We start from the raw sequence: 23738 nt of genomic DNA, 5'->3' as shown, positions 1-23738 counted from the left end.
ATTTATCCTAGAATTTTTTCATTATTATGGCATTTTCTACAGGAAATTTGTAATAATTTTCTCTTATACATATTTCTCTAAAGTTAAATTTTTTATATAGGTTTATTGCTATATTATTAGATTCACGAACTTCAAGAAGTATAGTATATTCATTATAATTTATTATGAGATATTCCATTAAATAGTTTGATAATCCCAGACCTCTATAATCATTATGAATGGATATATTGGTAATGGTTATTTCATCTATTATTATCCATACACTCAAAAATCCAATTACTTGATTCTTATACATTAACGAAAAATATTCAGAGAATATACTATTAAAGTCTTCATTAAATAATTTTATGCTCCATGAATTTTTAATATTTGAATTACTTATTGAGTAGATAGAATCTATATGTGAACTTTTAGATTTTTGTATATAAATATCTTTTAAATTAATCATTTTTGAATTTATAATTTTTATTAAGAAGCATTTCTTGGGCTTGGGACATTCGTATATATGAAGGAACAGAAGAAGTTGTATCGTCAAATAAATTTAATTTAAATTTTTCTAGTCCTAATAGTGCATAATCATATGAAGTTATAGGCTTTTTATTTAAATATGCATTTGGGAAAAACGAATTTAATTCAGATTCAAATCTTATTGTTCCATCACCTGTAAAAAGTATGTTATCTAGATTAGTATTTTTTGATTTTAAATATTTTTTAATATTATTTATATGTATAATTTCTCCTTCAAAACGATTTTGTATTATTTCATCTTTATATCTAAATGAATTTATATAGATTTCATCTCTCAATGCATTTATTATGCTACATACAATACCATTAAAATTTTCTCTAAAACATAAAGAGTCCAAAGATGATAGAGAGATCATTGGTTTTTTTAAAGAAAATGAGAAAGCTTTTATTATTGAGAAGGCTATTCTAAGTCCTGTAAAACTTCCAGGACCTTTAGATAAAATAAATCCATCTACGTCGTTTATTGCTATATTTGAATTTTTTAAAATGCAATCTATGATATTTATAGAGTTTATAGAATGATTTTTCAAATTATATATGTTTATTTCTGACAATAATTTTTCATTTTTTGTAACACAGGCACTTAGTATGTCTGAGTTTGTATCTAGAGTTAAAAGTATCATATTATTAAACCTCCTTTTTAAAATTATTTAAAATTATAGTTAGAACTTCAATATATTCATTACTAAAATTAAATTCAATTATGCGCTCATTATCTTTTGTGGGAACTTTAAAGATATTTATGTAATTCGTATTTTTCGGGAGAGCCTCTCTTATATTTGAGGCCCATTCTATAATTTTGACTCCGTCATTTTTAATGTAGTCATTAAATCCAATTAAAAATAATTCATCTAAAGAATTTAATCTATAAACATCAAAATGATATAAAGGTAAGGTTCCATCGTAGTATTCATTTATTAAATTAAATGTTGGGCTAGTTATATTATTTTTAATATTGAGTCCCATAGCAATTCCCTTTGTTAAATGTGTTTTACCACACCCCATATCCCCATCTAATGCAATTATTACGCTTTTATTTAAGTTTTTTCCAATTAATTTTCCAATATTAATTGTCTCATTTATATTATTTATTTTTAAAGTATTCTTCATAAACAACTCCATTTTATATTTATATAGAATAATTTTAATAATTTTTAGTAGTAATGTAAATTTAATTTTATCATTGATTTAGTATAAAAATTATAGTATAATGTTATGGTAATCTAGGGGTATAGCTCAATTGGTAGAGTAGCGGTCTCCAAAACCGTTGGTTGCGGGTTCGACTCCTGCTACCCCTGCCATATTGTGAAAAAGAGAGACGAATTTTTCGTCTCTCTTTTTATATGTAATTATTTAAAATTTTTAGTGAATCGTAATAAGTTTTTGCACAATAATTGCACAAAATAAAATTCGAGTAAATTAGTTTAATAATATTTGTTCCTTCTTTACCACAACAATAACAATTTTTCATTTATTTCAAACTCCTAATTTAAACATACTCAAATTATTTCTTTTAATTAGGAAAAATATACAAGCTTTTTGAAATAATAATTTATTTATTAAATAATGTTTAAATTTTATTTAAAAAACCATAATAAAATTATTGTAATAAATTATTTTGATGATAATATAATTTACTTTGAAAATAAAGAGGCGGTTATAGTTGTTTACTTAGGAGGGGATTTGAGGTGAGGTCAGAGCATAATTATGATAAAAAACTATTGAGCAAAAAAGATTCTTTATTTATGGATATTGTCGATTTAGACAAGTTTAAGAAATTAGATGATAGATATATAGTTAGTGATATTTGCAAGAACACAGGTATTAAATATGATTTTAAATGTGATACTTGCAATATTTATTATAGGTCATTTGCTTTAAATATTTCATTTAATAGTTTGAACAAATTTAAATCTATAGCTGGTTTTATTGATTTGAATTTATGTGGAAAAGCAGATAAAAATAAGTTTATCTCTTTAATTGAAGGAATAATTTCTAATAAGAGATTTGATATATCTATTAATAGTTTGAGGGAAATTATGGATAATGTAATTAAAGATACTATAAAGGAATATAAGATAAAGAGTAGTAATGGAGATTTTTATATAAATAGAATTATAAATACTGATAGGGAATTGGTATTTATGTTGATAAATTTAGACTAATATTTAAAAGAGCACTTGAATTTCAAGTACTCTTTTTTTATTTTTAGATAATTTTCTTGAAAATTGGGTAAGTTAACTATAATTAGCAAAGAATGGAGAGTTAAAGAGTGTATAAAAAAATTATTATATTATGCGTTAATATTTGCTTATTAATTAATATGATTATGTTTAATGTTAAGTGTATAGATGAGTACAAATATTTACCATATAAACATGATAAAGTGATTTATTTAACTTTTGATGATGGACCTAGTCCAAATACAAATAAGGTTCTGGATATATTAAATAGAAATAATGTTAAAGCTACATTTTTTGTAATTGGAAATCAAGTAGAAATGCATAAAGATGTTGTAAAAAGGTTAGAAAGGGATGGGATGTGTATTTTACCACATACAAATTGCCACAATTATAGAAAAATTTATGATACAGCTGATGATTATTTTATTGATTTAAACAGTTGTGTAGTTAAAATAAAAGATGTTATTCTAAAAGAGCCTGTTAATTTCATTAGATTTCCAGGGGGTGTTAATAACGAGTTATTAAGAGAGAGTGTTTTAGATGAGATCAAAAGTAAATTTTTAGATAATAAATATTATTTTATAGAATGGAATGTATATGGTTTGGATGCTGAGAGAGTTCCTGAAAATTCAGATACGATATATAATTCTACTATTAACCAGCTTAGGAATAAACCAAAGGCTATAGTTCTTTTACACGATGGATATGGTAATATAAATACTGTTAATTCATTGGAGAGAATAATATTATCTGCGAAACAACTTGGATATAAGTTTAGAACATTAGAGGATATAACTGAAAAAGATTTTGATTATTTTATTAAGAAATCTGTTATAAATAAAGGAGTAAGGTGATAATTTTTATTTGTAATATTTTGGGGGATTAGTATGTTTAAATTGTTAATTAGTATTATTTTTTCTTTGAGTGTTATTTTTACAAGTGTATCAGCGGAGGAGATAAGTGATTATAAAGTTTATGGAGAGTCGTATGTAGTTATAGATGGAAACAGTAATGAGGTTATTTTATCAAAAAATGCAAATGTTAAAATGTATCCGGCTAGTATCTCAAAGCTTGTTACAGCTATTTTATTAGCTGAACATAAAAATAAAGAGGATATGTTGTTTTTTAGTGCTAAGGCTAAGGATATGCCAGAATATTCTGTAAATTTAAATTATTCTTCTATTGATGTAGGTCAAGAATTGAGTGCAGATTTTGTTATGAAATCTATACTTATATTTTCCGCAAATGATATGGCACAGGTTGTTGCGGATAATTTATCTGATGAACTGGGAAAACCTTTTGAAGATATAATGAATGATAAGTTAAAAGAATTAGGACTTAAAAATACATATTTTAAGAATGCTGTTGGACTTCATGATGATGAGCATTACTCGACTGCTTATGATTTAGCATTACTTTTAGAGGCGGCACTTGGTTATGAGTGGATACGAGAAACTATTTCTATTAAGGAAACAAGTGTTTCTTTACCAAATGGATCTATTATAGTTTATAAAAATTCTAATAAATTATTGGGAATAGATGGTATGATTGGTGGTAAAACGGGTTATACATCTAGGTCAGGAAGAAATCTTGTAGGTGCTTTTGAGAAGGATGGAAATTTATACATAATTACAGTTTTAAAGTCTGTATATGATGCGGAAGATTCCTATGTATTTAGGGATATGTATAATTTAATGGAGATGGCACAAAACGAGGAAAAATCGTTATTATATGAAAAGGGAAGTATTGTTTCTGAAAGTTTTCCATTAGAGTATAAGCTTTTTGGATTTTTTGGACCTAAGAAAATTGCTGAAGTTCCATTAATTTTAGATAATGATGTATATATGTATGATAATGACTATAATAAAGAGAATTTATCTACTAATATTTATTTGAAAAATAATATTAATATTTTTACCGATATTAATAAATCGATTGGAACTTTTGAAGTTTCAGTTTTAGATAGTAAGTCATCCTATAATTTAACTGTAGATATGATGCCAATTATTATGTCAAATATTTTGGTTTATGCGTTGTCAATATTGTTAATAATTGTTATTATAGTTCTTGTAATAGTTATTATTAAGAGAATACGAAACAAAAAAAGAGTTAAACGAATATTTTAGTTTATGCTGCTGTTTTATTAAACAGCAGCCATTTTTCATTAATATTGCAATATTAAAATTAATGAATATAATATAATTAGTGATATAGTAAATTTTGGAATTTTTCGTAGTAAATCTTAATATATGAGACTAGTTTTTACTAAGGACGTGTAATTCTATGAAGATTAAGAAAATTAATATAAATAATTTCGGTTTAATAAATAAAAAGAATTTAAATTTGGAAGACGGTATTAATATTATTTATTGTGGAAATAATCAAATTAAGTCTATTGTTCAAAATTTTATAGTGTGTTTCTTGTATGGTATGGATGATGAAAGAAAAGTATTTAAAAGTGTATTTAGACGTAAGTATTCTCCGTTTTTCATGGATAAAACAAAAGGAGAACTCATCGTTGAAATAAATAATATTGAATATTGTATAGATAGAACATTTGGAAATTCAAAGTTAGATGATACTAGTATTGTTAGAAGAGTTATTGATAGTGAAGAAATACTCAATGTTGATTTAGATCAACCTGGCAAGACTTTTTTAGATATAGGATTTGAAGCTTTTAATAGAACTATGTTTATAAAAAGTATGGATGAATTTAATGTTCAGGATAAAAATTTTAAGTTGATGAGTGATGTAGCTAAAATTAAAGAGAATTTTGACAATAGATTTTCTTTTGACAGATCTATTGAATTAATAAATAAAGCTAAGTGTGTTATAAGAGATATAAAAATATCTGAAAACTTAAGTGAGTTATATGAAAGATATTCAGATTTAAATGAAAAGTTACATAAGGCAATTGAGGCAGTGAATTTAAATAATATAGATTATTCTAAGTTAGATAGCTTAAAGAAGAGAAAAGAATTGTTACTAAGTAAATATTTGTTAATAGAAGATGAACGTAAATATTTTAAATATCTTGAGATTAAAGAAAATGTAAATAATATTTTGAGTATAGAAAATGAGATTAATAAAATTAAACAAGATATTAAAAATGCAAATGATGGTATACCTAAGATAAATGAAAAAATGATAGATAGTTCAATTATAGAAGATATTATCAATAAATTTTCTGATTATAAGGAGTGTAAAAAAGAGATTTTAAATGTAAATAAAATAGATATCGATGAAGAGTCTAATGCTATAAAGAGATTTGAGTATTTAAATAAAGAACTTGATAGATATTCTGACATAAAATCTAACTTTCTTTTTTATTCAGAAAGAGTTAAAAAAATTGAAATGTTAAATAAGGAAATAGATAATATAAGGGGAAATGGAAGACTTGCGTATTTACTTAAGCAATATAAGTTAATTTCGAGAGTTAGGAAAAATAAACAAAAAAGCAATGATTCAAAGTTGTATATAGCCATAGTAATAGTATCAATTTTAATAACTATTTTAGCGCCCTTATTTAAAATTAATGTTAATAATGTAATTTTAATTAGTCTAATTGCTTTTGGATTAATAGGCTTATCATACGTTTATATGGTATTTAGGGATTATAAAGATATAGAAGATAGAGAGATACATAGAAAAGCAGGTAAATTTTATGAATTCAAGGATCAAATATCAAAATTAGAGAAAGAGTTGTATCCGTATTATTACTATAAACTTAGAATGGATATTGAAAATATAAAAAAGATAGAGAATGAGTTAGATTCATTAAGTTATAGATTTAAGACTGGTGATTTATCTTATACATCTGTAATTAAAGATTTTAAAAAAAAGGAAGATGAAATTTTAGAGATATTAAGTAATTTTGGATTTAAGGATATTTATATTAAGGATATAGAGAATTTTATTGATAATATGAAGTTTAAGTTAAATTATAAATTTAATATTGAAAGAGAGCTAGAAATTAAAAACAATGAACTTTTAGAAGCACTTAATGGTAAGGAAAAAAGTGAGTTAATAAATGAACTATCTATATTTGCAAAATATTCTAATATTGAAGTATCTAAAGATAAAGATCTTGTAGATAAGGAATATAATATTTTAAAAATTGAACTTAAAGAGATAGATGATGATATAAACTATTTAAAAGATAGTTTAAAAGGTGCAGAAACGAATAAAAATAGAGTAAGTAATATAAATGATGAGATACTTAATCTTAAGAATACGATTTTATATTTAGAGAATAAGATAGCTAATATAGACATATATAGGAATAAAATTACTGATATTTATTATGAGTTTATGGATACCTTATCATCACAAATATCTAGTAGAGTAGAATATTTAATTAAGTATTTAACAAAGGATTCTATAAGTACAAGCAAAAAAATTTATAAATATGATAGGGATAATAGTTCAATTCTTCTTAAGGAGAAACTTGGAATTGAATTTTTAAGTATTGGAATGTGGGATCTTATATATTTTGCTTTGAGGATTACTATTGCAGATTTTATTTATGAATATAAGGGTGAGATTCCTCTTATCTTAGATGATTTATTTTTAAAATATGATTCTAATAGGATGAAGAAAGCGCTTATGATACTTGAGAAATATTCAAAAGATAGACAAGTTATTTTATTTACATCTACTAAGAGAGAGATGGATTATCTGAAGGGAAATGCTTATATTATAAATATTTAAAGGGATTAACTTATTTAAGTTAATCCCTTTTTTAGTTTAATAAAACTTCTTTTTTGTTTGCATAAAGTCTAGATAAAAGTATTGGGGTAACTATAGTAGTTAGAATTACAACTATTATGAGAGGTGAAATTAGGTTTTCGCTGAGTATTTGATTAGCTATTCCAATATTTATAATTATTAATGCAACCTCTCCCCGAGAAATCATCCCAGCTCCTATACGTGAAGAATCCATAAAATTATATCCTAATACTTTTGATGTTATAAAGCATGAAATGAACTTACTTAATGCTGCGCCTATAAATAGAATTAAGGTAAATATTATTACGGTCTTATTGAAAGATGATAATGTTGTCTGCATTCCTATACTTGCGAAGAATATAGGAGAGAATATGAAATAACTTAAATAGTTGAGTTGTTTGTAAACTGTGTGTTGGAAGACATATTTAGAAAATACAATACCAGTTAAATATGCTCCTATTATAGAAGTAACATGAAAAAACTCCTCACTAATAAATGCTATTGCAAAACATAATATGAGAGCATATAAAGGCATTCTGTGTTTGTGGTCTTTATTTATGCTTAAATTATTTAAGAATGGAGGTAAGAACTTAATTAATAAGAATACAAATACAAAAAATAAAAGTAATCCTATTATAACTGATTGTATTTTAACTTCTTGTCCAAGTGATCCTCCAAAAAGTGTTAGAATAAATACTCCTAAAATATCATCTATGATCGCAGCTCCCATAATTGCAGAACCAGATTTTGATGAAAATACTTTAAGATCTTTAAGTGTTTGAGATGTTATCGATACAGATGTTGGAGTGAATATAATTCCTAAGAATAAGCTGTCTAAATAAGATAAATTCATTACAAAATATCCAATTGAAAATCCTGCAATTAAAGGAATTATAACTCCGAGTAAGGCTATTAAGAAAGAAGATAAACCAACCTTTTTTAAATGGTCTATATCTGTTTCTAATCCTGCGTTAAACATTAAGAGTATTACACCTATATTTGCTGCATATTCCCAGAACGTATCGTATGAAACTATCTTTAGCACTGATGGACCTAATATAATTCCAGCAATTAAAGCTCCAACAACATTTGTAAGTCTTAGTTTATTTGTTATAGATCCTAAAAATTTTGTAAGTAATAGTATTAAACATAATTCAATTAAAAAATTAGGACTCATGGCTCCTCCTTTTAATTTTTAAAAAATTTTTTAAATATAAAGTTTATTAGGTCTTTCATTTCAATTTGGTAATCTGAAATTATACTAGACATAATGAAACTACCTAACCCAATTGTTATAAAAATATCTTTAATATCTGCAATAAATAAATTATGTATATGTAAAAAATCTAAGCTACCACCCCAGAATATTTTGTCTATAAGAGAGCATAAACCACCTGAAAATAAAAGTATAAAAGTTAATTGGTTCATAGAATTTAATTGTTTCTTATAGGAAATATATTTATATATAAAAAATATAAATAATAGAATTAAAAAGTTCAAAGCTATAAAAATTATGAATGGAGCATTTATATTAAATCTAGATGCTATAAATGATCCTTTATCGTTTAAATCTGGTGTGATAGATAAATAATTTGGTATTAGATTTATAGAATTTATATTATTTTCGTCGAATATTGCAGAAATAGTTAACTTAGATAATTGATCAATTGAAAATAACACAGATATTGTTATTGCTAAATATGTGTTATTAAGAATTACAGATTTCTTGTAGTACATATAAAATAAATACGAAATAACAAGTAACAGCAATGCAGGTAATAAGTTCATTATTATGCTATATGTATCTGAAATATTTTTTGATATTAGTTCAAACATGTAATAAACAAGCCAAAGAGAGGGATAAACCATGAGAAAATGAATTAATTTTAATTTTTTGTTCATTAAGTCATCTCCAATCTATGATTATTTATATCGATTCAATTAATATAAATTATAATTATAACAAATAAAAAAATAAATCAATCTATTTAAAAAAAATAATAACTATTTATATTATTGAATATTTTATGTGCATTATGTATAATATGAACATACTTTTATTTATAGTTATTGTATGATTTATAGTGTATAGTTATCTATATATTTATCCCTATCTTAATAAATTTAGTAGTGTAGTTTAGTTTTTTTATTAATTTATAACTATTTTAACGTTTGATGATTGATTTATAAAATATCTTTTGTAATGCCTTAGTTTGATTAAATTTATAGTAGAGCATCTGAATTTAGGTGCTCTATATTGTTTTTTAAATGATATAAGCATGATATTTTATACAATAAAAAACAAAATATTAAGGAAAATAGAGAAAATAGAAGATAAATACAATATAATACCAAAAATATTAATTAAATGAAGATATATAAATATGTTAAAAAAAGATTACAAATGTTATTATTTAACGGAGGAAGAATCACAACATAAGTTTCAATAATGATAATAAGATAATAAAAAATAATTTTTAACTTTGTTTTGAAAATTAGGAGGACAAGTATGAAATCTTTTAAATTAAGAAAATTAGTTGCAGGTATTGCGATGCTAGCTATGACTTTGTCAGTTTTACCTACTAATGTAAGAGCTAATGCAGCAGCAATTACAGATGGAAGATTTGAGAATAATTGGACTTTAAATAGTGGGAATTATATAAATTCATTTGTAAATGGAAGTGGTCAGGTTAAATTAAGCAGTGATGCTAAGAAAACAGAAGAGAGCGTTTTTTCTATAGAAAAGCTTGAAACAAAAGTTTTAACTTCTAATACGACTGTTGCCTCAAATAATTCAGAAAAAATTTATAAAGCTGATGAAAATGAAGGTGGAGTTGTAAGATTTGGTATTAGATTATCAGGAGAATTAGAAAGAACTCTTAGGAGAGCTATTGATGATGCGGTATCTGAGCATAGGGGTAATGTGAATACTGTTAATGCAAATAGACATAATAATGGAGTTGCAATAAATACAAATAAACAGTTGCAATTAGCTGAAAAATTATTGCAAGCTTTTGATGTTGCGGGTTATAGAAATAGCGATGTTAGGTTTTTAATCACATATACATTAAATGATGGTAGGGTTAGAACAACAACTGCAAGATTAAGCGATCTTAGTTTGGACATGCCTGCGACATCAGGAATTTCTAGTTCTAGTGATTTAAGATCTTTGGTTGATGATAGTGGTTTAATATATGTTACACTAAGAGGACTTCCAACAAACGTTACAATAACCAACGTTGAGATAGATTCTAGAGATAAATTAACAGTGGCTACTAATGCGGGAATTAAAACTGTTAATGGACAAGATCAACTTGAAGCTACAGCTTACTCAGTGCAAAATAGCATTTCGTATAATGCAGGCACTGCTGTAATACCTACTGCTACTTGGACATTAACTGATGCTTTATTTGCAAAAGTTGGTAGTTATGATCAATATATACCATTATCAACTGGTAGAAATAATGTAATTGATAATGGCGAGCATATGTTTGTTAAGGCTACAGGATCTACAATAACTTTGATAGATATCTTTAGAGATACAAATAAAACTATAACAGGAGCTACTGTAGTTGATAGACGTGGAGATAGTTATAGTGCTCAAGTTGGAGATTTTGAAATTGGTAAGATTACTTATAGCAATGGTACAAGTGATACAGTTGACCACGATAAAAGGTATAGAGATCTTAAAATAGGTGGATTGAATTCAAATACTACTTATGATTTTGAATATATAGATGTTCATTATACAATTGATGGTGATCAAAGAACTCAAAGAATAAGATTTGATGATAGAAAAGCTGCTAACTATGTAACAGGAAATAAGTATTTGAGTGTATCTACAAGTAATTATCAGGCTTCACAAGTGCTTGGATTTGATAGATTAGTAAAAGGAGATTTATTATATCAAGCTAATGTTGGATTGAACAAATTGACTTATTTAGTTAAAGTTGATGATGTTACTAATTTAGAAAGACTTGAAGTTAGAGGATTAAGAGCAGATGAAACTTACACAATTAAAAATGTTAAGTCTGAAGATGGTAAAAAAGAGAAATCTAACTGGTTTGCTGTAGAGATTTCTAATTTAGATACTAATAGGACTTATGATTTCTTATCAATTGAAACTGTTTATAATGAGAATGGAAGAGAGAGGTATGGAAATCCGATATCTTTAGGAAGAAATAATTCTATAAGTGGAGATTCATTATTCCCATACTCTAGTACAAATATTGATGGTAATGTAAACTATAATTACTTTGCAAAAACAAATAAAGATTATAAATCTGAGTTATGGATAGATTCAGAGCTTAAATATGAGCAAATTCCAGGTGGGGTAAAATTCTATGGAAGAATTAAGGATGCTGATGATATTATAAATGGTGTTAATGTTTATGTAAATAATGGTGGAAACTACGAGAAAATAGATGATTCAAAGGTTAAGCTTGAAACAAATTACAGAGTTGTTAAAGGTTTAGATGTTAATGGTAATGGTAGCGTATCCGGAGTCTATAATTTTAGCTATCCATTGTTAGAGAGTAGAGATAATACTGTTATACAAGGAAGTGAAAGTAAAATTGAGTCAGCTTCCGAAATGGTTGAAATTACTATAACAGGAATTGAAGCAGGAAAATCTAAAGACTTTAGATTTGAATTCTCAACTACAGAAAATGGAAATAGAGTATCATCTATAAGAACTGGGGAAGTTGGTTCGTTTGGTTCAATACCAGCTAGTGGAACAAAAACTCAACAGTCTATTACTAGATATGCAACTGGAAGAGCTGGAACTACAAAAGTTGAAGTTTCAACTTCAAATGTTAGTGTAACTGGTGTTACTACAAGTACAGCAGTAGTTAATGCTTCAATTAAAAATACTGATAAGGAAATGATATCTGTTGAAGTTTCAGGAACTGGAGTTAATGGGATCAAAGCTACTTATAATGTTGAGAAAAATGTAATTGAGTTATCAGATCTTAAATCTAATACAGAATATACAGATCTTAAATTAACATTAAAATATGGAGATAAGAGTACAACTTTATCTGTTCCAACATTTAAGACAAGCACTCAATCACAAAGTGAAACAGGTATTGCTGGATATGTTACAAGAGTATATAGAGCATTCTTTAATAGAGAGCCTGATAAAGAAGGTTTAATGTATTGGGTAAATAAGTTAGCTACTAAGGAAGAAACTTTAAAAGGATTCTTAGGACAACTTTCATTTACACCTGAATTATTAGAGAAGAATTTGACTAACACTAAGTTTGTTGAGGCTATGTATGCTATAGTAGATAGAGCTGGAGAGACTGAAGGAGTTACTTTCTGGACAGCTGAAATTGAGAAGGGTATACAGTCTGGAGAAACTCAAAGTCAAGCTAGAGCTTCTGTTGTGTCAAGAATGTTAGATACTGATGAAGTAAGATCGATGGCTGATAAATTAGGAATTAAATTTGAGTAATGTTTAATGAAAATAAAGTGAAGTTCATATGAACTTCACTTTTATTTATTTTTTAGGAAATCATCTATTTGAGCTCTTAAAGGAAGTAAAATAGATTTAATTGCTTCTATATTTTTAGGTGAGGTTATTTGATTGAAATAATAAAATGCTCTTGTATAATCTCTGAAACTTAGATATATAATCCCTAGAGTGTGTAGTACATGTGAATAACTTCCATCTATTGTATTAACTTTATTTGTGATATCACCTATAGATTTTACCATTGAATTGATTTGATCAAATTTATCACTCATTACAGAATCATTCTCAAGTATAAGTTGAAAATAAAAGCTGTCTAGTGAGTTTGGTATTTCATATTCCATAAGATCTATGACTTCTTTTAATAAATCATATTTCTTATGTGATACAGCTATTTTAGCTAAAAGTGTTAGTATATTGTAATAAAAGTTTTCGATAGAATTTTGAGTGTGTTTTAATTTTAATCCTGATTTTAAGATTTTTATACATTCGTCTATATCGTGTCCTAATATATTTTTTTCACGTCCGAGAAAATAATACCATCTAATTTTATTAGGTTCGAGTTTTATCATCTTTTCGAGTATTTCAGTATTTCTTTCAGCCTTATTTTTGTTTTTAAATATTTCTGGGTGATATCCATCATGAAGAAGTGTTAAGTTAAGCATGATATAATTGATTTCTGATTCATTTTTAGATACGATTTCTTCATGAATTTTACCATCAAATTTCATTTCATGTTTTTTATTAAATATTCTCTTTGTGGTATTTATTTTTTGTCCAAGAGAATCTATTGTAGGAGAAAATACTAATGGATGTTTCTCGTTTGAATTAAAATTGTTAAATATTGAAATTACATCTTTTATGAGATAAAATTCATCTGTTGGGGTTTCATCTGCATCTATAGATAAGATCCAGTCATTAGTAGATTTATCTATTAGTAAGTTTCTTGAATATGCAAAATCTTTTCTCCATTTGTCTCTATATAATTTAACATTTGGGAATTTTTCTTCAATTATTTTTACCGTATTATCTGTTGATCCTGTATCTAAAACTAGGATTTCATCAGCAAAAGTGGAAACAGCATTTAGGGATCTTTCAATACAACGTTCTTCATTAAATACGATTAGATTTACACTTAGTTTTATTGGTGTATCATCAGAAAAAATATTTATTAATTCTATTAGGTTCTCGTTAGTTAAGTCATCTTTATAGTTTATATAATCATCATTTATGAAAAATTTTAAAATGCTAGGGCATGTACCATTTATTGTGCTTAAAAGTTTTATACGTTTGGTTAATTTATTTTCAAATTTTTCATCAATTGGAAAATTATCTGTCTTTAGTTTGTGAAGTACATATTTGTGAAAATTTAAATTAAACTTGAAATAATCCGTATCGATACTATTTATTATAGAATCTATGATTATCATAGTTAACCACCTTTCAGATTTTAATTATAAAAATTTATTATTATATTTATTTCAAATGATATAAAATTATATCATTAAAGGATAATGTTTACAATTAGATTGAGAAGGAGCTTAGAGGTCTTTTATGTGTAAATAAAAATAAAAGAGATGCACTTATTGCGCCTCTTATTTTTTAAAGTTTATTTCTTCTGATTTATTATCTATATTAATAAATGTTTTTGAAGGAATAGTATTTGAAATTATTTTTCCATTTCGTATTGAGTATAGTACTGAGCTTCTTTTTTGAATGATGTCGTAGTCGTTATTACCATTAAGTATTATTAAATTTCCAGGGTTTCCTTCCTTTATTCCATAACTATCTTGTATGTTCAGAGTTTTAGAACTATTATGTGATATAAATTTAAGTGAATCATTTATGTCATCATATCCCATCATTTGGCAAACGTGTAATCCCATGTGAAGAACCTCCAGCATATTTCCAGATCCGAGGGGATACCATGGATCGAAAATATCATCGTGACCAAAGCAAACATTTATTGAAGATTTATTTAATTCTTTCACTCGGGTAACACCTCTTCTTTTAGGATAAGTATCGAATCTACCTTGAAGATGTATATTCACAAGTGGATTACACACAAAATTGATTTCACTCATCTTGAGGATTCTAAATAATTTATAGGTGTAGGCATCATTATATGAACCCATTGCAGTTGTGTGACTTGCAGTAACTTTATTTTTTAATCCAGTTTCATATGCACGAGTTGCGAGTACTTCTAAAAATCTTGATTGCTCATCATCAATTTCATCGCAATGTACATCTATAAGTTTGTTATATTTTTCAGCTAAGGAAAAAATTAAATCTATAGATTGAACGCCATATTCTCTAGTAAATTCAAAATGTGGAATTCCGCCTAAAACATCTGCTCCAAGTTTTAAAGATTCTTCTATTAATTCAGAACCATTAGGATAGGATAAAATTCCTTCTTGTGGAAATGCGACAATTTGTATTTCTATAGATTCTTTAAGTTCTTCTTTTAGCTCAATCATTGCTTTCATTGCAGTTAAGTTTTTATCTGTAATATCAACATGAGTTCTAACAAATTGTATACCGTTTGCTATTTGCCATTTAATTGCTTTTTTTGCACGATTTTTAATATCTTCATGTGTTAAGAAGGTTTTCCTTTTATTCCATACTTGTATCCCTTCAAAGAGTGTGCCACTTTTATTCCAGCTAGGTTCACCAGCTGTTAATACAGTATCTAAATGAATGTGTGGCTCTATAAAAGGAGGGTGTGCTAAATTAAAGTTTCCTTCTATTATGTCTTCATTTTTAAGAGGTATTAAATTATTTGAGATTTCATGGAATATACCATCCTTAATTCTTATGTCATAAACGTCTTTTTTTCCTTTGAGTTTTAAATTTTTAATTAACAATATTACACATCCTTATCCTTGAAAATTTTCATTCCAATAATATAAACAATTATTGTTGAAATAATAGCATTTATAGCAGGTATGCCAAATGATATAAAGTTTGAAACTAAAAATCCAATAATGAATGATATTATAGCTATTGGATTAATCTCTTTGAATTTAGTAACTTCTATTTTATTGTATTTGAGTTTTTTTATGAAAAAGTAATCTGCGATGACAACACCCCCAATTGGAGGCAGCATTGAGTTCAATAAAGTTAGGAAAGCTGTAAAATTATTATTAATCCATATAGATCCTAGAGTTCCAATTAAACCACTTATTAATACCAATTTACTCTTTTTAACTTTTGTTATATTAGAAAGTCCGAGTCCTGCTGTATATATTGCATTATCATTTGTTGTCCATATATTAAGTCCGAGTACAATTATAGCTGGTATAATAAGTCCTTGAGAAAACATTACATCGGCTATGTCAGAATTTCCAGTAACCATTGCACCAATTGCACCAAACAAGAACATTAAGGAGTTTCCGATAAAGAAAGCTATTACTGTTGTTGATACTGCGATTTTCTTTGTCCTTGAAAACCTAGTAAAGTCTGGAGTAACAGTTCCCCCACTTATAAAAGATCCAATACATAAGGTTATTGCAGTTATTAAATTCATTGGATTTGTCGGAGTGATACTATATAGTTTACCGAATCCGCCAATTGATTGGAGTGCTATAAATAGTGATAAACCACCGAGTATTGCAATAGCAGGTACAGCGATTGCACTCAATATAGTAAGTGATTTCATTCCAAAGTAGGCAGTACTAGTCATTAGAATTCCTGTTATTAGAACAATAACATAAAGATTTATATTGAATCTATTTGATATGGGTATTGCAAACATTGAAATACCTACACCGAACCATCCTATTTGAGTTATGCTTGTAATAAATGATGGGAGATAAGATCCCTTTAATCCAAATGAATATTTAGTTAATAAATGTAGTGATAATCCAGTATCAGATCCTATGTATGATAATAATCCAGTGTATATAGATAGAATTAAGTTTCCAATTAATATAGATTTTAGGAAGTCATTTAAACTGAGAGAGACTCCAATAGTTGCACCTGTTAGCATACTTGCAGAAAAAAATGTAAATCCTAGCATTACAACAAATATTGAAAAGAATCCTTTTCTGTCATTTGGATCTACAGAAGATAAAGAATAATCTATATCTGACATTTTGTTTTTATTCATTTAGTCATCTCCAATTATATTAAATTTTTAGTAAACTAGCATAAAAAAATAACGACCAAAAGGCCGTCAAAAAACGAATTATCTTAAATTATATAAAAAACATATTCGTATAAGGCCTTGTTAGTCTCTCTGGACTAAAATTAAAGGACTAGTTTTCTTGAAAGATATTATATACTTAATTGTGATTATAAATCAATATATTTTATTCACATACATCTATAAATTTAAAATTTATAGTGTCAAATAGACCCTTATCAGTAATTTTTATGTTAGGAATTACTGGAAGAGATAAGAAAGATAATGTTAAGAATGGATTGAAGGTTAAGTTTGGTGACAGTATGTTAATATTGTTGTGTAAAATTTCTAAATCTTTTATAACATCCGAAGCTTTTCTATTTGTAATAAGACCTCCAATTTCTAACCTTAATGAGTAGAGTACTTTCCCATTATCTACAATTGTAATTCCACCACCGATTTCTTTTATGTGATTACATGCAAGAATCATGTCTTGATCATTTGCACCACAAACAATTAGATTATGAGAATCATGAGCGATTGTTGTGGCTATTGCTCCAGAGTTTAACATAAGTCCTTTTACGATTCCGAGTCCAATATTTCCAGTATTATTGTGTCTTTCTATAATAGCTAGTTTTAATAAATCATTTTCGATATGTGCATTAAAGTATTCATTGCATTTCAAATTAAGAGAAGATATGTCTATTTTAAGATGATTAGTTTTTAAATTGTTAGGTATTATTTCTATGACATTTAGGAATGATTTATTTTTGATAGAGATTTTAAAATGATCTTCTGCAAGATTTGGAATATTTATTTGAGTTTTTAATGAAATTTTTGTAGTAGAGTCATCATTATTTATTAGTTCATTATCTTTAACAACTAAATTTCCATTTTTATATACAGATGAAATTTTAAAATCGTGTAGTGAATCTAATATTAAAAAGTCTGCAATATATCCAGGAGCGATAGCACCTTTTTTATTTAATTTATAGCATTCAGATGTATTTATAGTGGCCATTTGAATTGAGGTTTCAGGGCTTAGACCGCTTCTAATACACATTCTTATTGAATTATCTATGGAACCATATTTTACAAAATCATCTATGTGTTTATCATCAGTACATAAACAAAGTTTTCTGCTATTGTGTATTGATACACCTTTTATTAGTTCTCTTAAATTTTTGGCAACAGTACCTTCTCTTATATGTACATACATTCCTCGACGAATTCTTTCAATTAATTCTTCATGAGTGTGACATTCATGATCTGTTTTTATATAAGCAGTTGTATATGCATTTATATGATCGATTGAGAATCCAGCACAGTGACCATCTATAATTTTATTATTTAAATAAGCATCGTAAATTTTATCTATCATATCTTCATTGCATTCAAGAACAGCTCTGAGATCCATAACTTCAGCAAGTCCAAGGATTTTATTATTTTTATAAAATGGATAAAGATCTGAATTTTTTAATATGGAACCAGAATTTTCAAATTCTGTTGCAGGTACGCATGAAGGGAGCATAAAGTAAAAATCAAATGGAATATTTTGGGATAGTTCTATCATTAGGTTGATTCCATCAATTCCGAGAACGTTAGCAATTTCATGAGGATCTATGATTATTGAAGTTATTCCATGTATAAGAGCAGTTTTATAATATTCTTTTGGTGTTAATAGAGATGATTCTATATGGGCATGTGCATCTATAAGACCTGGACAAATATATTTTTTATTTCCATCTATTTCATTTTGTCCTGAGTAATTTCCAATGCCAACAATATAACCATTATGAATAGCAACATCTGATACAAATGAGGAATTTTGGAATACATCTATGATTGTTATATTTTTTATCACTAAATCACATGGAATATTTTTTATGGATGCTTGTATGTTTTCAATGTAAGTTTTCTTATTCATTTATAAATTCACCTTTATTAAAAATTAAATAATCTCCATTAAAATATTTTTAAGGTAATATTGTGATTATTTATGAAGATTATTAAGAATTATTATATTATGATTTAGAATTAATTCAAGGAAATTATGTTCATTAAAGTAGAAGAAATTTAGAAATTATAGTAGACTTATTAATGTTATACGGATTAGATAAATTTGTAATTTTAAATTATAAGATATGTGTGAAGATTTCTATATTTAATTTTTAGTAGGAGGGTTTTATGAAGATTTGTGTAGTAGGTGGAGCAGGGTTTATAGGAAGTAATTTTATTCATTATATGATTAACAAGTATAGAAATATAGATATTACTTGTATAGATGCATTGACTTATGCGGGAAACCTTGAAAATTTAGAGCTTGTTAGACAAAATATAAATTTTAAATTTTATAGAGGGAATATTTTGGATATAAAGTTTTTGGAGAATATTTTTCAAAATGAGAGTTTTGATGTTGTAATAAATTATGCTGCAGAATCTCATGTAGATAAATCAATTTATAATGGACAAGTATTTTTGGAGACAAACATTATAGGAACAAAAAATTTAATGGATATGTGTTTAAAGTATGGTGTTAATAAATACCATCAAATTTCAACCGATGAGGTATATGGTGATTTAAGATTAGATGATGGAAGAAGTTTTAAAGAATGTGATATATTAAAACCATCTTCACCTTATTCAGTTTCAAAAGCATCAGCAGATATGTTAGTAATGAGTTATTTTAGAATGTATAAACTTCATGTGACAATATCGAGATGCACAAATAACTATGGATCTTATCAGTTTCCAGAAAAATTGATACCTATTGTTATTGTAAATGCAGTTAGAGAGAATAAAATACCTGTATATGGTGATGGAAGTAACGTTAGGGATTGGGTATATGTACATGATCATTCAATAGCAGTGGATAAAATTATAAGAGAGGGTAAAACAGGAGAAATATATAATATTTCTTCAGGATATGAGATTGATAATTTAAGTTTGATAAAGAAAATATTGGATATATTAAATAAGGATTATTCTCTCATAACTTATATTGATGATAGATTGGGTCACGATATAAAATATTCAGTTGATAGTAGCAAAATATATTCTGAACTGGGGTTTAAATGTGATACCAATTTTGAGGTAGCTATTAGGAGTACTATAAATTGGTATTTGGATAATTTGAATTGGGTTGATTTAGTATTAAAGGATAAGTATATAGAAAATTAAAATGTGAGTATTGTACGAGTAGAAATATGCTTTTATTGTAGAGTATTAGTTAGCTTTTTAAAGTTTATTAGAGAAGTGGTGTATATAATTGAACTATAAATTACGTAATCTTATTGGGATAGTCGCTTTTATTTGCATACTATTAGTAACTATAAATTTAGATTTTATATTGAAAACTGTTGATATAAAAATTTTAGGTAAGGAATTTGTAGGTATAAAGGATGGCAAGATATTTTTATCATCCATTGATACAAATAAATTAACTAAAGACGATTTGGTTAAATATATTATGTATAATTTACAAGAAATTAATTTGAAAAATTTAGATGAGTATAAGTTTTCTATACATAGTAAAGATATTAATACAGAAGATAGCTATATAGAGAGATTTAATATTAATATTGATGAAAATTTTGAGAGTAGTTTATACAAAAGTTTGGATTTGTTAGATAAAAATAAAGATTTATATTTGAAGATATTTCTTAAAAATAACGAAAAAATTTATATGAGTGATATTTTTGTGGTTAATATAGATGATGGATTATATCAAAGTTATGAAAATGTTATTACACTAAATGATTATACAATAAAGGGGATAACTAGCCTAGTTAATATTCCAGAAAATATAAATATAAGTTCAAATTCAAAGTTTACCATTACAGCAAATTTTAATGAAAATAAAATTTCGGGTTTAAGTATTGATTATGATAAAAATAATAAAAAAATAATAATTGGGAATTTGGTTCCGGGTAAACAGTATTTAAATGTGGAAATAATCGCTGATGAGAATAGTTCAAATAAAATGAAATTTATTATTCCAAAACTCTTAATGGAACATGATTCAGAAATTCAGAGTTATTTTGTTAAAATTTATTATCAGGTATTGAAAAGATATCCCACTGAAAAAGAGTACTCCGAAAATTTACATAATATTTTAGACAATACGGTTGATTTGAAAAGTATATTGGTAGATATTATTTTAAGCGATGAATTTGATAGAATGAATACAACTCCTAAAGAAATGGTTGATAGTATTTATTTTTTATCAAATAAAAAAGTAATAAATGGAAGATTATCTATAATTACATTGGAAGAGTTTAATACAAAATTATCAAGTGCGGAATTTATTAATGAAGCTAAACTTGAAATTTTAGATAAGTTTTTAAATATGGAATCAAGTAAGGAATATATGGAATCAATTTTGAATTTTTAAACATAAAAAATCAAATAAAAATAATTACATATAGTAAATAAAAATAAAAATATTCCGATTATGTGAACATAACATGAATTTAAATTTAAAAATTCATCGGTTTGGAAGATTAATGTTTAGAATTTAATTCTTTCAAGGAGGAAAAAATGTTTAGTAAAAAATTTACAAAAAGATTAATTGGGATATTTTTATCTTTATCTATTGCTTCTGGTGTTATAGTTCATTTTGGTTCAAAATATGCTTGGGCTGTACCAGCACAACAAAGTAGATATGTTGAAGGGGATAATCAGTTTACAGTTAACCTTTCAAATGTAGAAATACCAGCTGGAGCAAATCCTGGAGCAGTTGACTTTAATGGTAATGGTCAGTATGATGAGAATGAAATACTTCCTTTAAAGGGAACAGAAGATTTTGTAAAGTCTTCATCATCACAAAATGAAGATGAACAATTTTTAACGATATTAGGAATTGAAGGCGGAGTAATTCGTAATACTTCGGTTGTGACAAGAGAAGATATAGAGGGATATCAAAAGTCTTATTTAAGGGATACATCTAATGGTGGATATGCTTATATTAAAGTTAAATTTTCTGGAAATGTAGCAACTGCATTAAAGTCTACCATTGATGCAGCTGTTAAGGAATATTCTAAGAATGCAACATTGCTTTCTCAAGGTAAAGGTAGTCAAATTGAATTGATTCAACAAGAAACTCTTGCAACAGTTTTACAAAATTCACTTGGTATGAAAGATGAGTCAGGGAAATTGGTAAATAAAGATTTTACACTTAATGTAACATATACAAGTGGTGCCAAGACAGAAACTAAAAAGATATCAATTGAAGATTTAGTTATGGATACTACAACAGCTAAGAGGAACCAGTATACGAATACTTATAATGCTCCAAAAATTGTAGATAATGATGGTAATGTTTATTTTAAAATTTATGGTTTACCAACAGGAGCTGAGATAACTAATGTGGAATTTGGGGGTTCTTTAGTTTTTCCAACTCTTGTAGAGCAGAGTGTAGTACAAAAAACATCTATCCAAACAAGTATAAATAGTAAAACAGGTATAATCCCATATTTAGATCCACTACTAACAGAAAATATAAACATTGATAATACAAACCCATTAGATCCTTTAGCAATTAAGCCAACTGTTTCTTACTTTGTTGATTTGGATTTTAATGAAAATGGTGAGGTTGTCTCAAGTGATAGTAATATAGTTAGCTACGTGGGTCCAACTTCAGAAGATGATAAATCTCAAGGCTATAACCATGCAAATATAAGACCTATAGACGATGGTGTCGTATTTTATGATGCGTTATATGACCCAGAAGATACAATTAAAAGAATACAAATGAAGGATTCAAATGGGAAACTTTATGATGGCAAGATTTTAAAAGAGGCTGAGAAAGTTGGAGTTATGCAATCCTATGCTAAACTTGATGATACTGTAAAAGATCCTCAGAAGAATGCTGCTGAATATAAAGATATATTGATAACTGGATTAAAATCAGGAACTGATTATAAGTTTACGGAATTAATTGTAACATTTAATTCAGGAGATGGAGATATCAATAGGAGATTTACAAATTATGATCCTATTTCTGTAAATCCTATGACAATAAGAACAATGGGAGGTAAGGCTTCAGCTGAAGGAGAGTTATTAGATACTTTTGAACTTAAGAATGTTACTCCAACTAAGGCAGAATTTGAAATTTTATTTAATGATCCAGATGGAATTATAAAGGATGTTTCAATTACTGGAGATTCAATTGCAAGTTCATTCTATGATACTAAGGAAAATTTGGTTAAGCTATATGGATTGATTCCAAACAATTTAACTAAAGGGCTTCAATTAATAGTTACTCTTACAGATGGACAAGAGTTATCTATGGATATAGATCCATTTACAACTAAGAAAATCACAAATGCAAAAGAGTGGATTGAAGGATTCTACAATATCTTTTTCTTAAGAGATGGAGACCCAGATGGAATGGCATATTGGACATCAAAACTTGCTTCTCAAGAGTTTTCAGTTAATTACTTTACATCAAATATAGTTAATGAGCAAGAGTACAAGGAGAAGAACTTAGATAATACTAAATATGTAGAGCGTATGTATAGATCAGTTACAGGAAGGACATCTGATGCTGAGGGACTTGCTTGGTGGGTTAAGACTCTAGAAGAGACAATTGCAGAAATCGGAGATAGAACTGCAGCAATGCAAGCTATATCTGAGAGAATGCTTGGTGAATCAGAAACTAGAAACTTCCTATATAGTCTTGGATTGAGAGTAGAGTAAATAA

The 23738-nt window shown here is 26.6% G+C and carries 18 protein-coding genes and 1 tRNA gene; 9 read left to right on the top strand and 10 right to left on the bottom strand.

The genetic code is table 11. The annotated features are described in order from the left end of the window. Positions 1-7 precede the first annotated feature (7 nt). Genes rimI through tsaE form a run of 3 tightly spaced genes read right to left on the bottom strand, consistent with a single transcriptional unit; the run spans position 8 to position 1638 of the window. Entirely contained in the window at positions 8-448 is a 441-nt protein-coding gene (gene rimI, locus SFBM_RS06480) for a ribosomal protein S18-alanine N-acetyltransferase (RefSeq protein WP_005805376.1), read from the bottom strand. Then, positions 441-1151 carry a tRNA (adenosine(37)-N6)-threonylcarbamoyltransferase complex dimerization subunit type 1 TsaB gene (gene tsaB, locus SFBM_RS06475; protein ID WP_005805378.1) on the bottom strand — a complete coding sequence of 237 codons (711 nt, stop codon included), beginning with the start codon at positions 1149-1151 and terminating at the stop codon, positions 441-443. The genes rimI and tsaB overlap by 8 nt, the downstream gene beginning before the upstream one ends. Before the next feature lie 4 nt (positions 1152-1155). Then, positions 1156-1638, bottom strand: a complete 483-nt coding sequence (tsaE, locus tag SFBM_RS06470) for a tRNA (adenosine(37)-N6)-threonylcarbamoyltransferase complex ATPase subunit type 1 TsaE (protein ID WP_014018051.1) — start codon at positions 1636-1638, stop codon at positions 1156-1158. Positions 1639-1753: 115 nt separating this feature from the next. Here tsaE and SFBM_RS06465 point away from each other — a divergent pair. After that, positions 1754-1829, top strand: a tRNA-Trp gene (locus SFBM_RS06465). A gap of 38 nt (positions 1830-1867) precedes the next feature. Here the strand turns inward: SFBM_RS06465 and SFBM_RS08250 are convergent. Beyond that, on the bottom strand, positions 1868-1999 hold the full coding sequence (locus SFBM_RS08250) for a hypothetical protein (protein WP_005805381.1): 132 nt from the start codon (positions 1997-1999) through the stop codon (positions 1868-1870). A gap of 217 nt (positions 2000-2216) precedes the next feature. Here SFBM_RS08250 and SFBM_RS06460 point away from each other — a divergent pair, with 217 nt between their 5' ends. The 4 genes from SFBM_RS06460 (at position 2217) to SFBM_RS06445 (ending at position 7421) form a co-directional block, all read left to right on the top strand. Continuing rightward, positions 2217-2693: a hypothetical protein gene (locus SFBM_RS06460; RefSeq protein ID WP_005805384.1), complete on the top strand. Its 477-nt coding sequence runs from the start codon at positions 2217-2219 to the stop codon at positions 2691-2693. A gap of 107 nt (positions 2694-2800) precedes the next feature. After that, positions 2801-3565, top strand: coding sequence for a polysaccharide deacetylase family protein (locus SFBM_RS06455; protein WP_014018050.1), 765 nt, complete (start codon positions 2801-2803; stop codon positions 3563-3565). Positions 3566-3598: 33 nt separating this feature from the next. Further along, positions 3599-4837: a D-alanyl-D-alanine carboxypeptidase family protein gene (locus SFBM_RS06450; protein WP_014018049.1), complete on the top strand. Its 1239-nt coding sequence runs from the start codon at positions 3599-3601 to the stop codon at positions 4835-4837. Positions 4838-4994: 157 nt separating this feature from the next. Then, positions 4995-7421, top strand: a complete 2427-nt coding sequence (locus tag SFBM_RS06445) for an ATP-binding protein (protein ID WP_005805390.1) — start codon at positions 4995-4997, stop codon at positions 7419-7421. Between the two features lie 31 nt (positions 7422-7452). Here SFBM_RS06445 and SFBM_RS06440 read toward each other — a convergent pair whose 3' ends face one another. Then, on the bottom strand, positions 7453-8616 hold the full coding sequence (locus SFBM_RS06440; protein ID WP_005805392.1) for a cation:proton antiporter: 1164 nt from the start codon (positions 8614-8616) through the stop codon (positions 7453-7455). A gap of 11 nt (positions 8617-8627) precedes the next feature. Next, positions 8628-9341, bottom strand: coding sequence for a signal peptidase II (locus SFBM_RS06435; protein ID WP_005805393.1), 714 nt, complete (start codon positions 9339-9341; stop codon positions 8628-8630). 607 nt (positions 9342-9948) lie between these two features. Between SFBM_RS06435 and SFBM_RS06430 the strand changes: the two genes are divergently transcribed. Then, positions 9949-12894, top strand: a complete 2946-nt coding sequence (locus SFBM_RS06430; protein ID WP_014018048.1) for a DUF4214 domain-containing protein — start codon at positions 9949-9951, stop codon at positions 12892-12894. Positions 12895-12935: 41 nt separating this feature from the next. Here SFBM_RS06430 and SFBM_RS06425 read toward each other — a convergent pair whose 3' ends face one another. The 4 genes from SFBM_RS06425 to ade form a co-directional block, all read right to left on the bottom strand. Further along, positions 12936-14342, bottom strand: a complete 1407-nt coding sequence (locus tag SFBM_RS06425) for a glycosyltransferase (RefSeq protein WP_005805398.1) — start codon at positions 14340-14342, stop codon at positions 12936-12938. A gap of 165 nt (positions 14343-14507) precedes the next feature. Then, positions 14508-15776, bottom strand: a complete 1269-nt coding sequence (gene codA / locus SFBM_RS06420; protein ID WP_014018047.1) for a cytosine deaminase — start codon at positions 15774-15776, stop codon at positions 14508-14510. A gap of 2 nt (positions 15777-15778) precedes the next feature. Further along, positions 15779-17020 carry a cytosine permease gene (gene codB / locus SFBM_RS06415; RefSeq protein ID WP_005805401.1) on the bottom strand — a complete coding sequence of 414 codons (1242 nt, stop codon included), beginning with the start codon at positions 17018-17020 and terminating at the stop codon, positions 15779-15781. Between the two features lie 202 nt (positions 17021-17222). Next, the gene (gene ade / locus SFBM_RS06410) at positions 17223-18962 is read right to left on the bottom strand and encodes an adenine deaminase (RefSeq protein WP_014018046.1); all 1740 of its coding nucleotides are present in this window, start codon (positions 18960-18962) and stop codon (positions 17223-17225) included. A gap of 260 nt (positions 18963-19222) precedes the next feature. On the opposite strand from ade, the gene rfbB reads away from it, so the two are divergent. The 3 genes from rfbB (at position 19223) to SFBM_RS06395 (ending at position 23734) form a co-directional block, all read left to right on the top strand. Continuing rightward, the gene (gene rfbB, locus SFBM_RS06405) at positions 19223-20215 is read left to right on the top strand and encodes a dTDP-glucose 4,6-dehydratase (protein ID WP_005805405.1); all 993 of its coding nucleotides are present in this window, start codon (positions 19223-19225) and stop codon (positions 20213-20215) included. An 88-nt stretch (positions 20216-20303) separates the two neighbouring features. Next, positions 20304-21428 carry a hypothetical protein gene (locus SFBM_RS06400; RefSeq protein ID WP_005805406.1) on the top strand — a complete coding sequence of 375 codons (1125 nt, stop codon included), beginning with the start codon at positions 20304-20306 and terminating at the stop codon, positions 21426-21428. 146 nt (positions 21429-21574) lie between these two features. Beyond that, complete coding sequence (locus SFBM_RS06395) at positions 21575-23734, top strand: DUF4214 domain-containing protein (RefSeq protein WP_005805408.1); 2160 nt, start codon at positions 21575-21577, stop codon at positions 23732-23734. Positions 23735-23738 lie beyond the last annotated feature (4 nt).

Source organism: Candidatus Arthromitus sp. SFB-mouse-Japan (assembly GCF_000270205.1).
Taxonomy (GTDB): Bacteria; Bacillota; Clostridia; order Clostridiales; family Clostridiaceae; genus Dwaynesavagella.
This window is presented reverse-complemented; position numbering and strand designations above follow the sequence as displayed.